Consider the following 18214-nt stretch of genomic DNA (forward strand, 5'->3'; position numbering starts at 1 on the left):
GCTCTGGTAAACCTGAGGTCAACGGTCAGTTTGTGCGTTCCTGATGATGCTCAAAAAAGAATAAAGGGACAGAAATGATACAGCGCCCCCATGGCTGAGCTGCTCAGGACGACACTGACGTAAAACCAGGTTTTGAACGGCTGCTTCTGCGTTTTATGGCGAAAGAGCTGTTGACCCAGAATGGCGCCTGGCCACCCTCCCACCGCGCCAAACGCCAGTAAAGTGATTTCCGGTACCCTGCGCATCCCTTTTCGTGCTGCCGTTTTATCGACGCCATAAATCGCTATCGTCAGCATATTGATCAGCAGAAACCACATGGCAAAGGGATACGAGGAAAAAAGGCTGCCAATCGCAGCGAAGAGCAGAAGGACAAAACAAAAGCGATTCAATGTCATAGGGTCAGTCGTGGAAGTGTAAGTGCATGTCGTGAAAGCATTTATGTCTTGTCGAAGATTTTATATTAAAGAATGCCTGAATTAAACACGGCGACAGTCAGGGAAGATGAGGGGTATAAAGATCGGACCACTCTTTAGATCACCGCATTCCATAAGCTGGCTAAACACGTTGTTTTTGTGTAAAAAAGGTGGACTTATTCAGCAGGTGCTCAACGTGAAATCCATTCGGCTAATTTTAAAGCTCATAGCAGCATCATTTTATGTGTTCGCGGTTGTTTTTGTCTCTGGATTTGTAGGTTCGAGTACAGCCAGTGCAATTAATTTTGAAACACTTAACCTAAATTACGCATTAATCGCAAAGAACTCGGCGGTATACGCAATTTGCGCAACTGGTGCGACATTGGTTGTTCCACCTGCCCTATATTTAATCCAGCATTATGTCTGGCCAGTGTTGAAGTTTATCGGCCTTAAGATTCGCTACTTCTTCCATGGATACTAAACCTCCATAACTGGCGAGTCGTCACTTATTTTTCCCGTTACTCTATGGATGGACGTTCGCATTGCTTTAGCGAGGCTTTATATTTACGCCTTTATCAATCGCTGAATCGACGTCCTATAGACTGATCGGAGGTGTATCATGACTGCATCACTGCTCTTGGGTGCCAGTTATCCCCTTAAAAGCTTCATGGGCGATCCTCTCGTAGGGATCCCCATGGCGTTATGCGCTAGCGGGGAGATTCACCGTAAATTGGGTGGCGGGTCACTTAATACACTGAAGTTTCGTCCAGCAGCATTAGAGAGTTCGACGGTTTCATCTGTAGGCATACAGCATGCCATTTAGGATGCTACCGACTGAAGCGCCGTATGCAGCACCGATGGTATTTTTGTCCATGCGATACATACTTTCACCTCGCGTTAATAGCGGGTGCTGTGTGTTTGAAATGGGTCAAGCCTCTGGACGATGTAACAAGAAGGTATGTCGATGATGGTTCCCAGATCCTGAAACGAAAAAGCCCCGGCGATATAAAAGGGCTGAATTGAAACAGTGCTTACTGTTTTTTCATTAATTGGCAAAAATCCTAATTAGTGGTGCCAGGACGGCATATGGTTGTTCAAAACGCTATCATATTCGATATTGGCCAGGAAAATGTTTTAAACACTAATGGTAGGGTCGCCAATGATACGTTTTATAACCAACCTATTCTCCAGCTCAGAAAAGCGAATGAAGCGCGAATATGCTGATAAATTTGCTTGCTACGAGGTGCAACTCTCAGAGTATGGCTGTTCGCTGCTCAACCTTCCGGCTGCTATGGCCGATCTTGCTAAAATGGTAACTAACAAGACGTTAAAAGAGTGCGAAGTTGATTCCGTACTTTTCAGGCAAAAGCTTGAATATCACAGCTTTGCGCTAACAAGTAATTTTACGCATATGGCCGAACTGGACTACGCCGGCCAGGAATTGATCGTGCGGTATTGTATACGCCATCCATTAGAAGCATGTCTAACCAGCGCCAACGCGATAGAGCAAATTATACCTAACACTCGCGAGATGGGCTGCACCTTTTATCAAGCCGTAGAGGCAGTCGCTGTTGCGTCTCATATGACGGTTGAGGAGGTGTTTGGTATTCACCATCCGTTGTGATTAAAAGCAAAAAAACCGCGTTATACCAGGCTCTATGATGCCCTTCCAATGACAGCACGGCGCGACGCCAGAATGCGGTTACGGCTCATATACAGCGCAACCTTAATGCGCCAGGGATTTTCGTCCCACCAAAAACCGATGCAGGTGATCGAGTTATCACGCTATTAGAGCCAGAACTAGAGGCCTTGAAGGCACAGCGTACGCTGACTTCGTTACAGCCCAAAACCGAGATGTTTTTCATCACCGTGAGTATGGTGCGATGGAATATCAAAACCTGCGATTTGTTTTCATGCCCAGGAAGCGCAAGGATAAATAGAAAGCCTACTACTCTTTATCGAGTATCAGCTCCAGATTTAACGCAGCTGTAAAACGTGCTGGTATTCGCCGCCGGAATCCGTACCATACGCGGCATACTTTTGCCTGCTGGCTTTTATTTGCTGGCGCTAACCCGTCTTTCGCCGCTACTGGCTCCGAAGGTAGTAATAAATGCAAGAAAATCAATCAAATACAAAGAAAGAGCAATACAACCTGAACAAACTGCAAAAGCGCCTGCGCCGTAACGTGGGCGAGGCCATTGCGGACTTCAACATGATTGAAGAAGGCGACCGCATCATGGTTTGCCTGTCAGGGGGTAAAGACAGCTACACCATGCTGGAGATCCTGCGTAATCTTCAGCAAAGCGCACCGGTGAATTTTTCGCTGGTGGCGGTCAACCTTGACCAGAAACAGCCGGGCTTCCCGGAGCACATTCTGCCGGAATACCTGGAACAGCTGGGCGTTGAGTACAAAATCGTCGAAGAAAACACCTACGGCATCGTGAAAGAGAAGATCCCGGAAGGGAAAACCACCTGCTCACTTTGCTCCCGTCTGCGCCGTGGCATTCTGTATCGTACCGCGACGGAGCTGGGCGCGACTAAAATTGCGCTGGGCCATCACCGCGACGATATCCTGCAAACGCTGTTCCTGAACATGTTCTACGGCGGCAAGATGAAAGGCATGCCGCCTAAACTGATGAGCGATGACGGCAAGCACATTGTGATCCGCCCTCTCGCCTACTGTCGCGAAAAAGACATTGAGCGCTTTTCTCAGGCAAAAGGCTTCCCGATCATTCCATGCAACCTGTGCGGCTCTCAGCCAAACCTGCAGCGTCAGGTTATTGGCGACATGCTGCGTGACTGGGATAAACGTTATCCGGGTCGTATTGAGACCATGTTCAGCGCGATGCAAAACGTGGTCCCTTCACACCTCGCAGACGTTGAGCTGTTCGACTTCAAAGGCATCAACCATGATTCCGAAGTGGTCAATGGCGGCGATCTGGCGTTTGACAGGGAAGAGATCCCTATGCAGCCAGCGGGCTGGCAGCCGGAAGAGGATGACAATCAGTTTGAAGAGTTACGTCTGAACGTGCTCGAAGTGAAATAAGCGGATAGCGTCTCAGAAAAGCATTCTGAGACGCTTTGTGTCTTATTTCAGCAGACGAACGCGGCAGGTTTTGCCTTTAATCTTGCCGTTTTGCAGCTGTTTCCATGCCTTATGTGCAACCGTCTGGCGAACGGCCACATAAACATGTGCCGGATGCACCGCAATCTTCCCGATATCTGCCCCGTCCAGACCGATATCCCCGGTCAGCGCCCCTAACACATCACCCGGACGCATCTTGGCTTTTTTGCCGCCATCGATGCACAGCGTCGCCATTTCGGCCTCCAGCGGCACGAGCTTGACGCTGCCCGGCGCACTCACCCAGTTCAGTTTGATCTGCAACATTTCAGCGAGAATATTGGCGCGCTGCGCCTCTTCCGGCGCGCAGAAGCTGATGGCCAGCCCGCTATTCCCGGCGCGAGCAGTGCGACCAATACGGTGGACATGCACTTCGGGATCCCATGCCAGCTCAAAGTTCACCACCAGCTCAAGGGATTTGATGTCCAGGCCGCGCGCGGCCACATCGGTCGCCACCAGCACGCGCGCGCTGCCGTTAGCGAAGCGCACCAGCGTCTGGTCGCGATCGCGTTGTTCCAGATCGCCATGCAGCGACAGCGCGCTCTGCCCTGCGGCATTCAGAGCGTCACACACGGCCTGGCAGTCTTTTTTGGTATTACAGAACACTACGCAGGACGCAGGCTGATGCTGGCTCAGCAATTTCTGCAGGAGCGGGATTTTTCCCTGCTGCGACGTTTCAAAGAATTGCTGTTCAATGGCGGGTAGAGCATCAACGCTGTCAATCTCGATCGTGAGCGGTTTTTTCTGCACGCGACCGCTGATTGCGGCAATGGCTTCCGGCCAGGTCGCAGAGAACAGCAGCGTCTGACGATCGACCGGCGCGAAGCGGATTACCTCATCAATCGCATCGCTGAAGCCCATATCCAGCATCCGATCCGCCTCATCCATCACCAGCGTGCTTAATACATCCAGTGATACGGTGCCTTTTTGCAGGTGATCCAGCAGACGGCCAGGCGTCGCAACAATAATGTGCGGCGCATGCTGAAGTGAATCACGCTGCGCACCGAATGGCTGTCCGCCACAAAGGGTTAAAATTTTGGTGTTGGGCAGAAAGCGCGCCAGGCGACGCAGTTCGCCCGCGACCTGGTCTGCCAGCTCGCGAGTCGGGCACAGGACCAGTGACTGGGTCTGAAACAGTGACGCGTCAATATGCTGTAGCAGACCAAGACCGAAAGCGGCCGTTTTCCCGCTGCCCGTTTTAGCCTGCACACGTACGTCACGGCCCTCAAGAATGGCGGGCAAAGCGGCCGCCTGTACAGGCGTCATCGTGAGGTATCCCAACTCGTTGAGATTGTCGAGCTGGGCGGCAGGCAGAACATTCAGGGTAGAAAAAGCGGTCACAATAGTCTCTCGTGGTGATCGTTACGGTCAGATGGCGCGTATCCTCGCAGATCTCGGGGTTCGATGCGACAATTTAATCGGTTCTTCATCCGGCGGCGGGTCTGGCATCGGCTGCGGACGCGGAATGGGATCGGGCATCGGCACGGGATCGGTGGGGACAGGATCGGACTGACGCGATTGTTGCAGTAGCAGAGCGAGTAAAATGCTCATCTTTCCCTCCAGGGTTTGCTGTCGTCCCTTTTAGGGTAGACGCTCAGAAACAGGAGGCAAAAAAAAGCCGACTATAAAGTCGGCGTCGTACGAATCAATTGTGCTATGCAGTAATTCAAAAAAGGAAGTAAGACAATATGGAGCGCAACGCCCATCGCTTGACGTTGCATTCACCTGCGGGAGTAATATTGCACCTTACGGGGTAGATGTTTATTGACTTCGCTCAATTAAAAGAGCGTTTTAATCCTCGAAAAAGGTGAAAAAAGCGTAAATTTACAGCCATTTACTACGATGCAACCACCATGCAACACCACCAATCAAAACAACTAACATGACGCAAAACGCGGTGAAGCCGTATCGGTAGGCACCGCCGGGAATACCGCCCAGATTGACACCAAAAAGCCCTGTCAGAAATGTGCTGGGTAAAAAGACCATCGCCATCAGGGACATCGTGTAGGTTCTTCTCGCCAGCGACTCCTGCATCACCTGCGCGATTTCATCCGCCATCACCGCCGTTCGGGCGATACAGGAATCGATCTCATCCAGCCCACGCCCAAGCCTGTCAGCAATATCCTGCATTCTGCGGCGCTGATCGTCATTCATCCAGCTGAGCCTTTCGCTGGCCAGACGGGCATACACATCCCGTTGCGGCGTCATATAGCGACGCATTACGATCAGCTGCTTGCGCAATAACGCCAGAAAGCCGCGCGGCGGGATCTGCTGATCGAGCAGGTTATCTTCCAGGTCGATAATTTTATCGTGCAGTTCTTCAATAAACTCGCTCGCATGATCGGTCAGGGCGTCACAGACGTCCACCAGCCAGCTGCCGCAGTCAACCGGCCCGGTCCCCTCTTTGAGATCGTTCACTATGTCATCCAGCGCCAGAACTTTACGCTGGCGGGTGGAAACAATCAGCCCATCGTCCATGTAGACGCGCATCGCAACCAGCTGATCGGGACGTTCATCCGTGCTGCCGTTGATACAGCGCAGGGTGATAAGCGTACCGTCCCCCATTCTGCTTACGCGGGGCCGCAGACTTTCGCCCGCCAGCGCGTCGCGCACGTTGTTAGGCAGGAGCGGGGTCGAGGCCAGCCAGTCGGCGCTGTCCGGGTGGGTGTAGTTCAGATGGAGCCAGCAAGGATGATCTTTATCAATAACATCATTATCTTCCAGCGGCCTGGCACCGCCGCGGCCATCCAGCACCCACGCAAAAACTGCGTCAGGAACGTTAAGTTCAGATCCTTTAATGCTTTCCACAGCGCCTACCCCTCTTTTGCTCTTTCGATGTCAGTCTAGCTTCCGTCAGGGGTTAAGCAACAACTATGTCTCGCATCGCGATGAAATCGCTCAGGAATTGTACATATTGTTTCAGATACGAAAAAAAGCCTGGCATGCCAGGCTTCAGGTCGCACTCAGAGCGAGTGCTCAGGTCGCTGAAGGAAGGTGGCCGGGCCGGGCAATGGTGGCTGAGGCGCGCCCTGGTTCAGCCTGAAGTTGCGGGTCCGCGCCTGCAGTTCAATCACCTGATTGCGCAGCACATCAGACGAACCGTTAAGTTCCTCCGCCATTGCCACATTGCTTTGCGTGACCCGCTCCAGTTCGGACAGCGCCAGCGTGATTTGCGAAATCCCCTTCTCCTGCTCTGCGGTCGAGGTAGAAATCTCATCCATCAACCGGCTGACATTCCCGGAACCGGTCACAATTTCATGCATATTCTTTTCCGCTTCCGACACCACGCTGGCCCCCTGGGTAACATTACTGCTGGTGACTTCAATCAGCGTTTTGATATTTTTCGCGGCCTCCGCGCTCCGGTGCGCCAGGTTTCGCACCTCCTCCGCAACCACAGAAAAGCCTTTTCCGTGATCGCCTGCCCGCGCAGCTTCAACCGCGGCGTTCAGCGCCAGGATGTTGGTCTGGAATGCAATGCCGTCGATCAGAGAGATGATTTCCGTCATCTGCTGAGCGCATTCGGTGATGGATTGCATATTGGTGGCAACCTGCCCCATCAGCTCGCCGCCCTTCCGCGCCTGCAACGTCGCAACATTTGCCTGCTCGCTCGCCAGCCGGGTGTTATCGGCATTGTTTCGGGTGCTTGCGGCCATCTGCTCCATGCTGGCTGCAGTTTGCACCAGGGACGCAGACTGCTGCTCGGTTTTCACCGAGAGCTGGGCGCTGCGGGAAGAGAGTTGATCCGATAAGGTCATGGCGTTTTGGGATGACGACCTGATCTCACGCACCAGCGTAGCGATGTTGCTGGAAAGACTATTAATCCCGGGGATTAAGCGCCCCGCGCAGTTATTGCCAAATTCTGGGATTGCGACACCAAGATTGCCTGCGGTCACTTCTTCAATACTTTTTTTCACAGTATTGATCGGCGTCACAAGATACTTTGTCATATAACCCCAGAGCAATAATAGCGCGACGAAATTAACCAGATTAATCGAAATAAAGAGAGACGAATTGCTGTTAAATAGAACAACCACACCCGCATTCACCAAAAAAACGCATAAAAGGAACCAGGCAATGAAGGTTCTGACACTAATATTTTTTAGCATGATTTTATCCACGGCTTTATATTTTTGGTCGGCATTAAGACTTATAGCATTCGACTTTGAATTTGTCCTCACATACTGCGCTGGTTTCTCGTTTCGCTGTTAGCTACCTGATATTTAACTTAAGTTAGGTGAAAAGAGTGTATTAGAAGAAATGTTCTATGCCACATGCTGTGCCACTGGTCCGAAACCACCTGAAACGATACCATCATCCACGCAGAGACGATACGAACGCCCTCATATTTAAGGCGCTTTGCTATAATTATTCGTCTATGTTTAGCTGTGCTTAATACGCTAATAAAAGGAATATATTTTATATTCTGCACGAGTTTGATGTTTTGTATCACCGATCATTTTTCACGATAAATAACTAATATGATTGAACGCGCATGTTCATTGCCAGATAAAGATGTGCCGGCAGGCGAAACCGGTAACACTCTCACAGGTGGGATTGCATAATGCTCAATATATCGTGGGACCCTGTCTTAATCGCTGTCTCTTATCTGGTGGCGTTTATTGCCTCCTTTGTAGCGCTGGACAGCGCCGGGAAAATCCCCCTTTCCGGCCGAAAGGCGGCTCTGTTCTGGCGCATTGCCGGAGGCGTAACGTTGGGCATCGGGATCTGGTCCATGCACTTCATTGGCATGCTGTCGATGCAAATGCCCATGATAATGAGTTACGACCTGTGGCTAACCCTTGCGTCTCTCGGTGTGGCGGTGGTTGCCTCCACCACGGCCATTAACATTGCCGTCACGGGCAAACACTTCTCTCTCTTTCGGCTGTTGTTCGCCACGCTCATTCTCAGCGCTGGCGTGGTCTCCATGCACTATATCGGCATGGCCGCGTTGATGCTGAAAGATAGCATCATCTGGGATCGGCGCACTGTGGGTGTGTCGGTTTTGATTGCCGTCGTCGCCTCCGGCGTGGCGCTGTGGCTGGCTTTCCGTCTCAGGGATAAGCACAAAGGGGTTTTTGTTAATCGCATTCTCGCCGCTTTCGTCATGAGCGCCGCCATCTGTGCGATGCACTATACGGGCATGAGTGCTGCGCATTTCCATGAAACGGCACGTACGCTTCCCGGCGGGGTCAGCGAACTGGGATTATCCATCTGGGTATCCGTCACCACGCTTACCCTGCTCGGCGTGATGTTAATTATATCGCTTATTGATTCGCACTGGCGCACCACCAGGCTGACGGACAATTTGCGTCAGCTCAACCGCCAGCTTGAGCTTCAGGCACGCTTTGACGCCCTCACCGGCCTCGCCAACCGTCACCAGATGGATATGCGTATGCAGGATTGTCTGCGCAGCGCAATGCTGAGTAAGAAACCCTTCGCCGTGATTTTCCTCAATGTCGACCACTTCAGGCGCGTTAACGACACCTGGGGCCATAGCGTCGGCGATGAACTGTTGATCACCATTGCCCAGCGCATCACGTCCCGGCTTACCCGCGAAATGACGCTGGCCAGGCTGGGTGGGGATGCCTTTATCCTGCTGGTTCCTGAATGTGACGATGAAAAACTCAATACTCTGCTCACCACCCTGCTGGCGGATATGCGCCGCCCGCTTTCGCTTTGCGGACACACCCTGAGTACGACCCTCAGCGCGGGTGTCAGCCTCTATCCTCAGGATGGCGAAACACTGCACGAGCTGAAATTTAAGGCAGATGCAGCCTTACACCACATTAAACAAGACGGACGCAACGGCTGGGCATTTTACCGCCCGGAGATGTCAACGGCGGTTCCGGCTAAACCTGGCTTTCTGCAGGAGCTTTCTCAGGCGCTGGAGCGCGATCAGTTTGAACTGTGGTACCAGCCAACCTGGCATGCGGAAGATAAGAGCATTCACGGTTTTGAGGCCCTTTTGCGCTGGCGTCATCCGGAGCAAGGGGTTTTGCTGCCGGGGCTGTTTTTACCCACGCTGGAACAGACGGGTTTAATTATTCCTGTCGGCAACTGGGCTATCGAAGCCGCGTGTCGCCAGCTTCATTTCTGGACTGAACAGGGTTTCAGCCAGTGGACCTTATCGTTCAACCTCTCTCCCGTTCAGTTCGAGCAGCCGGATATCTTTCATATCGTCTCGTCGATGCTGGAAAAATATCATCTTTCTCCCTCCCGCCTGGTCCTGGAGGTGACGGAGAGTACCGCCCTAAAAAACCTCGACCGCAGCATCGAGTTACTCAATACCTTTAACCATGCGGGGATCACCGTCTCCATTGATGATTTTGGCACGGGCTATTCGAACCTGCTGATGCTGAGCGTTCTTCCGGCAAAAGAGCTTAAAATCGACAAGAGTTTTGTGGCCTCAATGCCTGAAAATGAAAAAAGCCGCAAGCTGGTAGAAACCATTATTAATATCGCCCGCACCATGGAGATGAATGTGGTAGCCGAAGGGATCGAGACGGACGAACAGCAGGCGATCCTGACCAATCTTGGCTGCGACTATCTTCAGGGATTCCTTTTCTCCCGTCCTTTACCTGCCGATCAGGTTCCGTGGCTGCTGCTGCAGAAAAACTCAGAGAAACAAATTATATCCATGAGTCAAATGCGTACGGATTACGCATTTATTTCACAAAAAAATCATGCCTGACGGGATTAAGTAGAGTATGTTTCAAAGGAGTACACGCGAGTCAATTCTTTCATGATTGTCAGGCATATTGTGCCGATGAACAGGAAATCCCTATGTCGCAAAATGGTTTTGATGCGCTGAATGCAATTAAAACGCCCGTGTGGCTTATTTCTCCTGTTTCAGAACAGATCATTTTTGCAAATGTGACCGCGACACTGCTGTCGGCCAGTAAAACTGTGGATGCCCTGCGTAAAGGCACTTATTCTGCAAGTGCGCAAACGGCCCTGTCGATGTATGTTTCTGAGCTGAAAAACGATCAGGATATTGTCGAGATCTGGACCATTAGCCGCGATGGGCATGACGCGCCGCTTAGCTGTCGCCTCTCTCTCACCCACTCCCCACAATATGGCGACCTTATCGTCTTTGAAGGGATCGCTTCGCAAACCCCGTCAGGCCTGAAGGCCAGCCGCTCCGCAACCTACCAGCGAAAAAAACAGGGATTCTACGCGCGCTTTTTCCTGACCAACAGCGCGCCGATGCTGTTAATTGATCATGCCCGCGACGGGCATATTGTCGATGCAAACCTGGCGGCGCTCAGCTTCTATGGCTATTCGCATGACGAAATGTGCAGCAAACATACCTGGGAAATAAACACTCTGGGAAGAGATGTGATGCCCATCATGACGGAGATTGCCGCGTTGCCCGGCGGACATAAGCCGCTCAATTTCGTCCACCGCCTTGCCGATGGCTCCACCCGCCATGTCCAGACCTATGCCGGCCCTATTGAGATCTACGGTGACAAACTGATGCTGTGCATAATCCATGATATTACCGAGCAAAAGAGGCTCGAGCAGGAGCTGGAAAATGCTGCGTTGCGTGACGCGATGACGGGTTTACTCAACCGGCGTCAGTTCTACAATGTTATCGACCAGGCCAACCTCAGCCATCTTTCCGCACAGCAGCAATTTAGCCTGCTGCTGGTAGATACCGATCATTTTAAAAACATCAACGACCTCTTCGGCCACCTGAAAGGCGATGAGGTGCTTATCGCGCTCTCCCGAACGCTGGAAGCATGCAGCCGGCAGGATGACCTGGTGTTCCGTTGGGGCGGTGAAGAGTTTGTTATCCTGCTCCCGCGCACGTCCCTCGAAACGGCCCTGAAAATTGCCGAATCCGTCCGGGCGGCTGTTGCCCGTATCACCATAGCGGGCTTACCGCGGTTTACGGTTAGCATTGGCGTGGCGCGACATGACCCGGCGGAGAGTATTGATGAGCTGTTTAAACGCGTTGACGATGCGCTCTATCGCGCTAAAAATGATGGGCGCAATAAAGTCCTCGCTGCATGAAACTGGAGTATCGGGAAAAGCCCCGCTACAATGCCAGGCTTAAGTAAATTAACGACGGGTGGGTTGTAGCGATAATGGGAAAAACAGAAATAATACTCACCTTAATTATTTTGCTGCTTATTATATTTGGCTTATGGTTTATTTTTAGCGGTGAGATCTGGTACTTCGTTGAATATCTGGAAAACAGCCTCTACCCCACTTTTGACGTGCTGTAGTGCACGTTTAATTTATTGTTTCACCTACCGTATTTGTCAGGTATCAGCATAACCCGCAGCCGCGTAAGATACGCGTCGTTATCCTCCAACAACGTTGATAACGAATCACTAAATCATTTGCTTATTTCGCCCGTTCTCTGACGGGCTTTTTTTATTTCCGACTATTAAGCAAAACTGGCGCTCCCGAACGTCAGTTTCAATGACAATCTCGCCGGTCAGTCGCCATCTTGCTGTAGCACCGATCTGCTCCAGTCATAAAAGGCGCGTACCGAAGGAGGAAGATAGCGGTTTTGTGGATAGACCAGCGAAAGCGGTAAATCAAAAGAAAAGTTCTCCATACAGCGAACGAGCGCTCCGCTTTGCAGATAGGGTGCAACCAGATAGCTGGCCACGCGAATTAACCCTAGCCCTTGAATTCCGGCCTGGATATAGGCGTCGGTATCATCAACGATCAGCGTCTCTTTCATGCGGATTGCACAATCGCCGTCATCACGCGTAAAAAACCAGTCGATGGTACGCCCGGTGCGGTGGTTCAGATAGCCGACTGCATAATGTTTTTCCAGTTGGTCGAGATTTTCCGGCTTACCACAGGCGGCTATATAGCCCGGAGAAGCCAGAACAACCCACCTGAAGTTCGCCAGAGGGCGCGCGACCAGCGTCGTTGAATCTTCAATCCTCCCGGTGCGAATTACGCAGTCATACCCTTCCTGAATAATGTCCTCCACGTTATCGCTGGAACAGAGTATCAACTCCAGCTGGGGATACTGGCGCAGAAACTCCGGGAGACTGGGAAGAATGCAATGTCGGGCGAGAGACTGCGGCATCCCCACTTTAAAACGGCCTCTGGGCTGTGCGGATCTGCCGGGAAAAGAAGACTCCATCGTTGCGATATCTGCCAACAGTCGTTTGCTCTCGTCGTAGTAACGTCGGCCCTCTGCCGTCACGCTGAGTTTCCGGGTGGTGCGTTGTAAAAGTTGAATACCCAGGTATGTCTCCAGTTCCTTAACGACCCGCGATACGGTTGAACGCGGTAGCCCCAGCACTTCTGCCGCCCTGGCGAAGCTATGGGTATCGACCACGCAAATATAGACCTGCATTGATTCCAGTTTATCCATATTCCCACCACGCCTGAAAACTCTGATTATCCCATTTTTACGAACAGTCTAACTTATGCTTACCATCTTATCGAATGCGGCCAGCTGACATAACCTTCCTCAAGTCGATGTAGACAGGCGATTTAACAAAGTGAGGCTCAGCATGAAAGAACGTGATATCAAAACAGGTGAAAACGTATTAGTGCTTGGTGCAGGACAATTAGGTGCTGCCGTGCTGGACTACCTGGTTCCGGCAGTTACGCAGCGCGATGGCACTATCTCCGTTATCGTTTCGCCCGGCTCCTGGGACAACAGGGGTAAGCTTCCCTCCGAAACTCATCAAAAACTGGCTGATGCAGGGGCAGAATTCATCGCGGTCGATGTCGCCGACAGTTCAACTGAAACGTTAAAAACTCACTTTGTGGATTTTGATACCGTGATCAATTGCATGGGGTTTGTCGCCGGAGCAGGTACACAGCTCAAAATTACCCGTGCGGTACTTGAGGCTGGCGTTAGCCGCTATTTTCCCTGGCAGTTTGGCGTGAATTACGATGTGGTGGGCAAAGGGAGCGGTCAGCCCGTCTGGGACGAGCAGTATGATGTCAGGACGCTTTTGCGGGAACAGAACGCGACGGAATGGGTGATTGTTTCAACCGGTATGTTTACCAGCTTTCTCTTCGAACCGGCATTTGATGTGGTAAATCTATCCGAAAAAACCATTAATGCGCTCGGAGGATGGGACACACAGGTCACCGTGACATCACCTGCGGATATTGGCCGACTCACCACCGAAATTTATTTGCATCAGCCGCGGATCGTAAATGAAGTGATATTTGTCGCAGGTGAAACAACCTCTTACGGAAAACTGGCAGAAACCGTTGAACGCGTGACAGGCCAAACGTTCACTAAAGACGTCCTGCTCCTCCCTGCGCTACTGGATGAGCTGCGTTTGAAACCGGATGACACGATGGCTGGCTATCGCACAGCCTTCGCCAGGGGAGACGGTGTATGGTGGCCGATGCAAGATACCTGGAATGTACAAAATAATCTGCCGACCCAGGATATAGCGTCATGGCTAAAAACCGTCATTTAAGGACATCACCTTTCAGGACGCTAAGGAAAAACTGGCGCGGTAAACCGCGCCAGCTCTGGTTTAGCTGTGATGAGCTGACATTACTGCCCGTTAGTGCTTTTCAATATACATCGTCCGGCTATACGCCACGTCTTCCGGGTTATTGATAGGGTAACCTTTCACCCAGGGCTTTATCAGGCGGCCATTGGTGTACTGATAAATTGGCGCGATGGGCGCCTTCTCCATCAGGATTTTCTCCGCCATGTTGTAGTCCGTATTGCGCGCCTTCGCCGTCGTTTCCAGCGTCGCCTGTTGGATGATCTTATCGTAGGCAGGGTCATTAAAGCGGGAGATATTGCCGCTGTGGGTGGAGGTCAGCAATGAAAGGAACGTTGATGGCTCGTTGTAATCACCGACCCATGAAGCGCGGATCACATCAAAGTTGCCGGTGTTACGGCTATCAATGTAGGTTTTCCACTCCTGGTTTTGCAGTTTGACATCCACACCGAGATTTTTCTTCCACATGGAGGCCACCGCGATCGCGATTTTCTGGTGGTTTTCCGAGGTATTATACAGCAGGTTCAGTTTCAGCGGACGCTGAGGACCATATCCTGCGGCTTGCAGCAAGGTTTTTGCCTGGGCGTTCAGCTCCTGCTGCGACATCTGCTCAAATGGCGAGGCGTCCGGGGTGAACCCTGCCGTCACGTCAGGAGTGAAGTGCCAGGCGGGCTTCTCACCCGTCCCTAACACTTTTTCCGCCATGATACGACGGTCGATGCTCATACTCAGTGCCAGACGAACCCGTGCATCCGCCGTCGGGCCTTTTTGGGTGTTAAAGGCGTAGTAATACGTTCCCAACTGAGGCGGCGTATAAACCTGTCCCGGAATGTCCTTCAGGAGCTTCTGATACATGTTTTTTGGAAACGATTCGGTAATATCAATATCCCCTGCCAGGTAGCGTTTGGTGGCCGACGATTCCTGATTAATCGGCACGAAGGTCACTTTTTGCAGTACCGTTTTGGCATTGTCCCAGTAGTGCTTATTGGGCACCACAACCAGTTTTTCATTCACCACGCGATCCTTCAGAACGTAAGCGCCGTTCCCCACCAGCGCGCCCGGTCGTGTCCACTCTTTACCGCTTTCGACGTTGGCTTTTTGCACCGGATAAAAGGCAAAGTTAGCCGTCAGGTTGCTGAACCACGGCAATGGTTTGTCCAGCTGAACGCGTAACGTTCTGGCATCTACGGCGGTTACCCCAAGGGTATCGGGCGCGGCTTTACCATCAATAATGGCTTGTGCGTTGTGGATGCCCGCCAGTGCCGCAAACCAGGCAAACGGCGAAGTGGTTTTCGGATCCACCAGACGCTGCCAGCTATAGACAAAATCCTCAGCGGTGACGGGCGTACCGTCAGACCATTTTGCGTCGTCGCGCAGGCTAAACGTCCAGATGCGGTTATCGTTGCTCTGCCAGCGTGTCGCCACGCCCGGCGTCAGCTCACCTTTCTCATTCTGATTAACCAGGCCTTCAAAGAGATCGCGAATCACCTGAATCTCTGGCAGCCCCACGGCTTTCGCCGGATCCAGCGACGCGGGCTCATCTTTAATGTGTCTGACCAGCTCCTGCTTTTGCGCCAGCGCCGTGCCCTGCGGCACATCAGCAGCGTAGGAAAGTGAAGTAAGTCCGCACAGGCACAATGCGGCAAAAAGACGCGAAACAGGATGCTTCATAAGATCCCCTTTAAAGAATTCAGGTAACAGGCAGTTGCGTAATTATTTGTTTCGACAAAGAGAAATGCAAATAACTTACTCCTGAATAGTGATTTAAGGCAATTCTCAGCCGTTACGGAAACTATTTGATTAACCGCGGGTTTTGCACAACACTGCCAGTAGTGACTTCTTTATCAGGATTTCGTATGGCAACCACCCGACCGAGAGCGGAACGCGGCGCCTTTCCGCCGGGCGCTGAGCAATATGGCCGCTCATTTTTAGGCGCATCGCTGATCTGGTTCCCCGCCCCCGATGCCGATCGCGACAGCGGCTTGATCATCGCCGGCACGCACGGTGATGAAAACTCCTCTGTCGTAACGCTTTCGTGTGCGTTGCGGACGCTGACGCCCGCTTTACGGCGTCATCACGTGATTCTGGCGGTTAACCCGGACGGCTGTCAGCTGGGGCTTCGCGCCAATGCGAGAGGCGTTGATTTAAACCGTAATTTCCCGGCGGCAAACTGGCGCGCCGGGGAAACGGTGTACCGCTGGAACAGCTCCGCAGAGGAGCGAGATGTGGTGCTGCTGACGGGAGACAAACCGGGCTCAGAGCCGGAAACGCAGGCGTTGTGCCAGCTCATCCATAAGATCCACCCTGCATGGGTGGTCTCCTTCCACGATCCGCTGGCCTGCATTGAAGATCCGCGCCACTCTGAGCTCGGCGCGTGGCTGGCGGAAATGTTCGCCCTGCCACTCGTCACCAGCGTGGGCTATGAAACGCCGGGATCGTTCGGTAGCTGGTGTGACGATTTGAGCCTGCCCTGCATTACCGCTGAATTCCCGCCGATCTCCTCCGACGAGGCCAGCGAAAAATACTTAAAAGCCATGGTGGAGCTCTTGCGCTGGCAGCCTCAGAGATGAAGCACGCCGCTGGTAAAACTGAGTGCTGGCGACACGTCAACCGCCAGCCATGTCGGGCCATCCAGATCGGCGAAACTGACCTGATTCACCAGCGGCAGCGCCGCGCCGATCGCCCGGGACGTACAGAGCATACAGCCCAGCATCAGTGAAAAACCCTGCGCCCGTGCCTGCGCTGCCAGGGCCAGCGCTTCCGTCAGGCCCCCGGTTTTGTCGAGCTTAATATTAATCATCTCATAGCTGCCCTGAAGCCCGCTTAAACTCTCGCGAGTGTGGCAGCTTTCATCCGCACAGATGGGCAACGGATGGATAAAATTCTTCAGCGCCGCGTCATCCTTTGCCGGCAAAGGCTGTTCCAGCATGGCCACGCCCAGGTCAGCCAGCAGCTGACAGCGCGCGGCCAGACCTTCGGAATGCCATGACTCGTTGGCATCAACAATCAACGTGGCTGCGGGAACCGCCGAGCGAATGGCGACCATCCGCTCGCTGATCAGACGATCGTCGAGTTTCACCTTCAGAAGCCGGGCCCCCGCGTCATAGAGCGCTTTCGCGCTGGCTGCCATTTGGTCCGGCTCGCCAATCACCACCGTTTGCGCCGTAATGACCGCTTCCGGCAGCGCAACACCTAACAGCGACGTCAGCGATTGCTGCTGCTTAGCGGCCTCCAGGCTCCAGAGCGCGCAGTCGATGGCGTTACGCGCCGCCCCGGCGGGTAACCGCTGCTGCAATGCCTCGCGCGTGAGCCCTGTTTGCAGGTCTGGCACCAGCGTCATGATATGCGCCATCACCGATGCAAGACTTTCCCCATAGCGTGGGTAAGGCGTGCATTCCCCGACACCTTTAAAACCGTCCTCTTCAATTTCAACCACAACCACGCTGGCTTCACTTCGGCTGCCACGGGAGATTACAAACGGGGTATGCAATGGCCAGGCTTCTTCATAGACCTTAACGCTTCTCATCACTGACTCCTTGCGGCCCGGTAAGGCGAAAAAATTTGGTTTGCCGTGTTATCCGCTGATGGCATACACTAGCCACGACGTTAACTATATGTAAACAGGAAGATATCTATGTCACAACTCGTTCATTTCCAGGGCAACCCGGTTGCTGTTGCAGGTTCCATTCCGCAGGCTGGCAGCAAAGCGCAACCTTTCACTCTGGTGGCTAAAGATCTGTCTGACGTCACACTGGCTCAGTTTGCGGGTAAACGCAAAGTGCTGAACATTTTCCCAAGCATTGATACCGGCGTTTGCGCCGCTTCCGTGCGTAAGTTCAACCAGCTGGCAACTGAAATGGACAACACCGTTGTGCTGTGCATTTCCGCTGACCTGCCTTTCGCCCAGTCCCGCTTCTGCGGCGCTGAAGGCCTGAGCAACGTTATCACCCTCTCCACCCTGCGCAGTGCAGATTTCCTTGAGAAATACGGTGTCAGCATCGCGGAAGGCCCACTGAAAGGTCTGGCAGCACGCGCTGTACTGGTTCTTGATGAAAACGACACTGTCGTCTTCAGCGAACTGGTTAATGAAATCACTACCGAGCCGGATTACACTGCCGCGCTGGAAAAGCTGAAAGCATAATCATTACTTAGCATTGTATACCGCTTTTTCCAAACCTCGCCATGGCGGGGTTTTTTATTACTCGCAAGCTGAAACGTTAAAGCAT

16 protein-coding genes and 2 pseudogenes are annotated in these 18214 nt (G+C 52.5%); 9 read left to right on the forward strand and 9 right to left on the reverse strand.

Going from position 1 to position 18214, the window contains the following annotated elements; all coding sequences use genetic code 11:
- Nucleotides 1-50 precede the first annotated feature (50 nt).
- Nucleotides 51-395: a DUF1294 domain-containing protein gene (locus tag ACWKXT_RS04815; RefSeq protein ID WP_454531826.1), complete on the reverse strand. Its 345-nt coding sequence runs from the start codon at nt 393-395 to the stop codon at nt 51-53.
- An 817-nt stretch (nt 396-1212) separates the two neighbouring features.
- Nucleotides 1213-1296 (reverse strand): annotated as a pseudogene (locus ACWKXT_RS04820) (lysis protein); the annotation flags it as partial.
- Between the two features lie 321 nt (nt 1297-1617).
- Here ACWKXT_RS04820 and ACWKXT_RS04825 point away from each other — a divergent pair.
- From ACWKXT_RS04825 to ttcA, 3 genes and pseudogenes are all read left to right on the forward strand, one after another.
- Nucleotides 1618-2037: a hypothetical protein gene (locus ACWKXT_RS04825; protein WP_454531827.1), complete on the forward strand. Its 420-nt coding sequence runs from the start codon at nt 1618-1620 to the stop codon at nt 2035-2037.
- Between the two features lie 86 nt (nt 2038-2123).
- Nucleotides 2124-2503, forward strand: a pseudogene (locus tag ACWKXT_RS04830) (site-specific integrase); the annotation flags it as partial.
- A 20-nt stretch (nt 2504-2523) separates the two neighbouring features.
- Nucleotides 2524-3459 carry a tRNA 2-thiocytidine(32) synthetase TtcA gene (ttcA, locus tag ACWKXT_RS04835; RefSeq protein WP_406808237.1) on the forward strand — a complete coding sequence of 312 codons (936 nt, stop codon included), beginning with the start codon at nt 2524-2526 and terminating at the stop codon, nt 3457-3459.
- Between the two features lie 42 nt (nt 3460-3501).
- Here the strand turns inward: ttcA and dbpA are convergent, their stop codons facing one another.
- From dbpA to ACWKXT_RS04855, 4 genes are all read right to left on the reverse strand, one after another.
- Nucleotides 3502-4875, reverse strand: coding sequence for an ATP-dependent RNA helicase DbpA (gene dbpA, locus ACWKXT_RS04840; protein WP_454531828.1), 1374 nt, complete (start codon nt 4873-4875; stop codon nt 3502-3504).
- A 27-nt stretch (nt 4876-4902) separates the two neighbouring features.
- On the reverse strand, nt 4903-5085 hold the full coding sequence (gene ynaL / locus ACWKXT_RS04845; protein WP_119915755.1) for a proline-rich small protein YnaL: 183 nt from the start codon (nt 5083-5085) through the stop codon (nt 4903-4905).
- Between the two features lie 273 nt (nt 5086-5358).
- Nucleotides 5359-6342: a zinc transporter ZntB gene (gene zntB / locus ACWKXT_RS04850; protein ID WP_454526684.1), complete on the reverse strand. Its 984-nt coding sequence runs from the start codon at nt 6340-6342 to the stop codon at nt 5359-5361.
- A 155-nt stretch (nt 6343-6497) separates the two neighbouring features.
- On the reverse strand, nt 6498-7640 hold the full coding sequence (locus ACWKXT_RS04855) for a methyl-accepting chemotaxis protein (protein WP_454531829.1): 1143 nt from the start codon (nt 7638-7640) through the stop codon (nt 6498-6500).
- Nucleotides 7641-8095: 455 nt separating this feature from the next.
- On the opposite strand from ACWKXT_RS04855, the gene ACWKXT_RS04860 reads away from it, so the two are divergent.
- From ACWKXT_RS04860 to ACWKXT_RS04870, 3 genes are all read left to right on the forward strand, one after another.
- Nucleotides 8096-10225, forward strand: a complete 2130-nt coding sequence (locus ACWKXT_RS04860; RefSeq protein WP_454531830.1) for a putative bifunctional diguanylate cyclase/phosphodiesterase — start codon at nt 8096-8098, stop codon at nt 10223-10225.
- A gap of 92 nt (nt 10226-10317) precedes the next feature.
- On the forward strand, nt 10318-11550 hold the full coding sequence (locus ACWKXT_RS04865; protein ID WP_454531831.1) for a diguanylate cyclase domain-containing protein: 1233 nt from the start codon (nt 10318-10320) through the stop codon (nt 11548-11550).
- A gap of 74 nt (nt 11551-11624) precedes the next feature.
- Nucleotides 11625-11765: an Ecr family regulatory small membrane protein gene (locus ACWKXT_RS04870; RefSeq protein WP_454526680.1), complete on the forward strand. Its 141-nt coding sequence runs from the start codon at nt 11625-11627 to the stop codon at nt 11763-11765.
- Between the two features lie 215 nt (nt 11766-11980).
- Here the strand turns inward: ACWKXT_RS04870 and ACWKXT_RS04875 are convergent, their stop codons facing one another.
- Nucleotides 11981-12880, reverse strand: coding sequence for a LysR family transcriptional regulator (locus ACWKXT_RS04875; protein WP_454531832.1), 900 nt, complete (start codon nt 12878-12880; stop codon nt 11981-11983).
- Between the two features lie 142 nt (nt 12881-13022).
- Between ACWKXT_RS04875 and ACWKXT_RS04880 the strand changes: the two genes are divergently transcribed.
- The gene (locus ACWKXT_RS04880) at nt 13023-13952 is read left to right on the forward strand and encodes an aromatic alcohol reductase (protein ID WP_454526678.1); all 930 of its coding nucleotides are present in this window, start codon (nt 13023-13025) and stop codon (nt 13950-13952) included.
- A gap of 90 nt (nt 13953-14042) precedes the next feature.
- Here ACWKXT_RS04880 and ACWKXT_RS04885 read toward each other — a convergent pair whose 3' ends face one another.
- Nucleotides 14043-15659, reverse strand: a complete 1617-nt coding sequence (locus ACWKXT_RS04885) for a peptide ABC transporter substrate-binding protein (RefSeq protein WP_454526677.1) — start codon at nt 15657-15659, stop codon at nt 14043-14045.
- Nucleotides 15660-15844: 185 nt separating this feature from the next.
- Between ACWKXT_RS04885 and mpaA the strand changes: the two genes are divergently transcribed.
- Nucleotides 15845-16558, forward strand: coding sequence for a murein tripeptide amidase MpaA (mpaA, locus tag ACWKXT_RS04890; protein WP_454526676.1), 714 nt, complete (start codon nt 15845-15847; stop codon nt 16556-16558).
- Here mpaA and ycjG read toward each other — a convergent pair.
- Nucleotides 16549-17514, reverse strand: a complete 966-nt coding sequence (gene ycjG / locus ACWKXT_RS04895) for an L-Ala-D/L-Glu epimerase (protein WP_454531833.1) — start codon at nt 17512-17514, stop codon at nt 16549-16551. The two genes, mpaA and ycjG, sit on opposite strands and share 10 nt — an antisense overlap.
- A 108-nt stretch (nt 17515-17622) precedes the next feature.
- On the opposite strand from ycjG, the gene tpx reads away from it, so the two are divergent.
- Complete coding sequence (tpx, locus tag ACWKXT_RS04900; RefSeq protein ID WP_454531834.1) at nt 17623-18129, forward strand: thiol peroxidase; 507 nt, start codon at nt 17623-17625, stop codon at nt 18127-18129.
- The last annotated feature ends 85 nt before the right edge of the window (nt 18130-18214 follow it).

This window comes from Enterobacter sp. UPMP701, from assembly GCF_053709515.1.

What these genes read in the sequence shown, in the direction of transcription:
- ACWKXT_RS04815 (WP_454531826.1), bottom strand. Translation starts at nt 395, where the DNA reads ATGACATTGAATCGCTTTTGTTTTGTCCTTCTGCTCTTCGCTGCGATT.
- ACWKXT_RS04825 (WP_454531827.1), top strand. Translation starts at nt 1,618, where the DNA reads ATGAAGCGCGAATATGCTGATAAATTTGCTTGCTACGAGGTGCAACTC.
- ttcA (WP_406808237.1), top strand. Translation starts at nt 2,524, where the DNA reads ATGCAAGAAAATCAATCAAATACAAAGAAAGAGCAATACAACCTGAAC.
- ynaL (WP_119915755.1), bottom strand. Translation starts at nt 5,085, where the DNA reads ATGAGCATTTTACTCGCTCTGCTACTGCAACAATCGCGTCAGTCCGAT.
- ACWKXT_RS04855 (WP_454531829.1), bottom strand. Translation starts at nt 7,640, where the DNA reads ATGCTAAAAAATATTAGTGTCAGAACCTTCATTGCCTGGTTCCTTTTA.
- ACWKXT_RS04860 (WP_454531830.1), top strand. Translation starts at nt 8,096, where the DNA reads ATGCTCAATATATCGTGGGACCCTGTCTTAATCGCTGTCTCTTATCTG.
- ACWKXT_RS04865 (WP_454531831.1), top strand. Translation starts at nt 10,318, where the DNA reads ATGTCGCAAAATGGTTTTGATGCGCTGAATGCAATTAAAACGCCCGTG.
- ACWKXT_RS04870 (WP_454526680.1), top strand. Translation starts at nt 11,625, where the DNA reads ATGGGAAAAACAGAAATAATACTCACCTTAATTATTTTGCTGCTTATT.
- ACWKXT_RS04875 (WP_454531832.1), bottom strand. Translation starts at nt 12,880, where the DNA reads ATGGATAAACTGGAATCAATGCAGGTCTATATTTGCGTGGTCGATACC.
- ACWKXT_RS04880 (WP_454526678.1), top strand. Translation starts at nt 13,023, where the DNA reads ATGAAAGAACGTGATATCAAAACAGGTGAAAACGTATTAGTGCTTGGT.
- ACWKXT_RS04885 (WP_454526677.1), bottom strand. Translation starts at nt 15,659, where the DNA reads ATGAAGCATCCTGTTTCGCGTCTTTTTGCCGCATTGTGCCTGTGCGGA.
- mpaA (WP_454526676.1), top strand. Translation starts at nt 15,845, where the DNA reads ATGGCAACCACCCGACCGAGAGCGGAACGCGGCGCCTTTCCGCCGGGC.
- ycjG (WP_454531833.1), bottom strand. Translation starts at nt 17,514, where the DNA reads ATGAGAAGCGTTAAGGTCTATGAAGAAGCCTGGCCATTGCATACCCCG.
- tpx (WP_454531834.1), top strand. Translation starts at nt 17,623, where the DNA reads ATGTCACAACTCGTTCATTTCCAGGGCAACCCGGTTGCTGTTGCAGGT.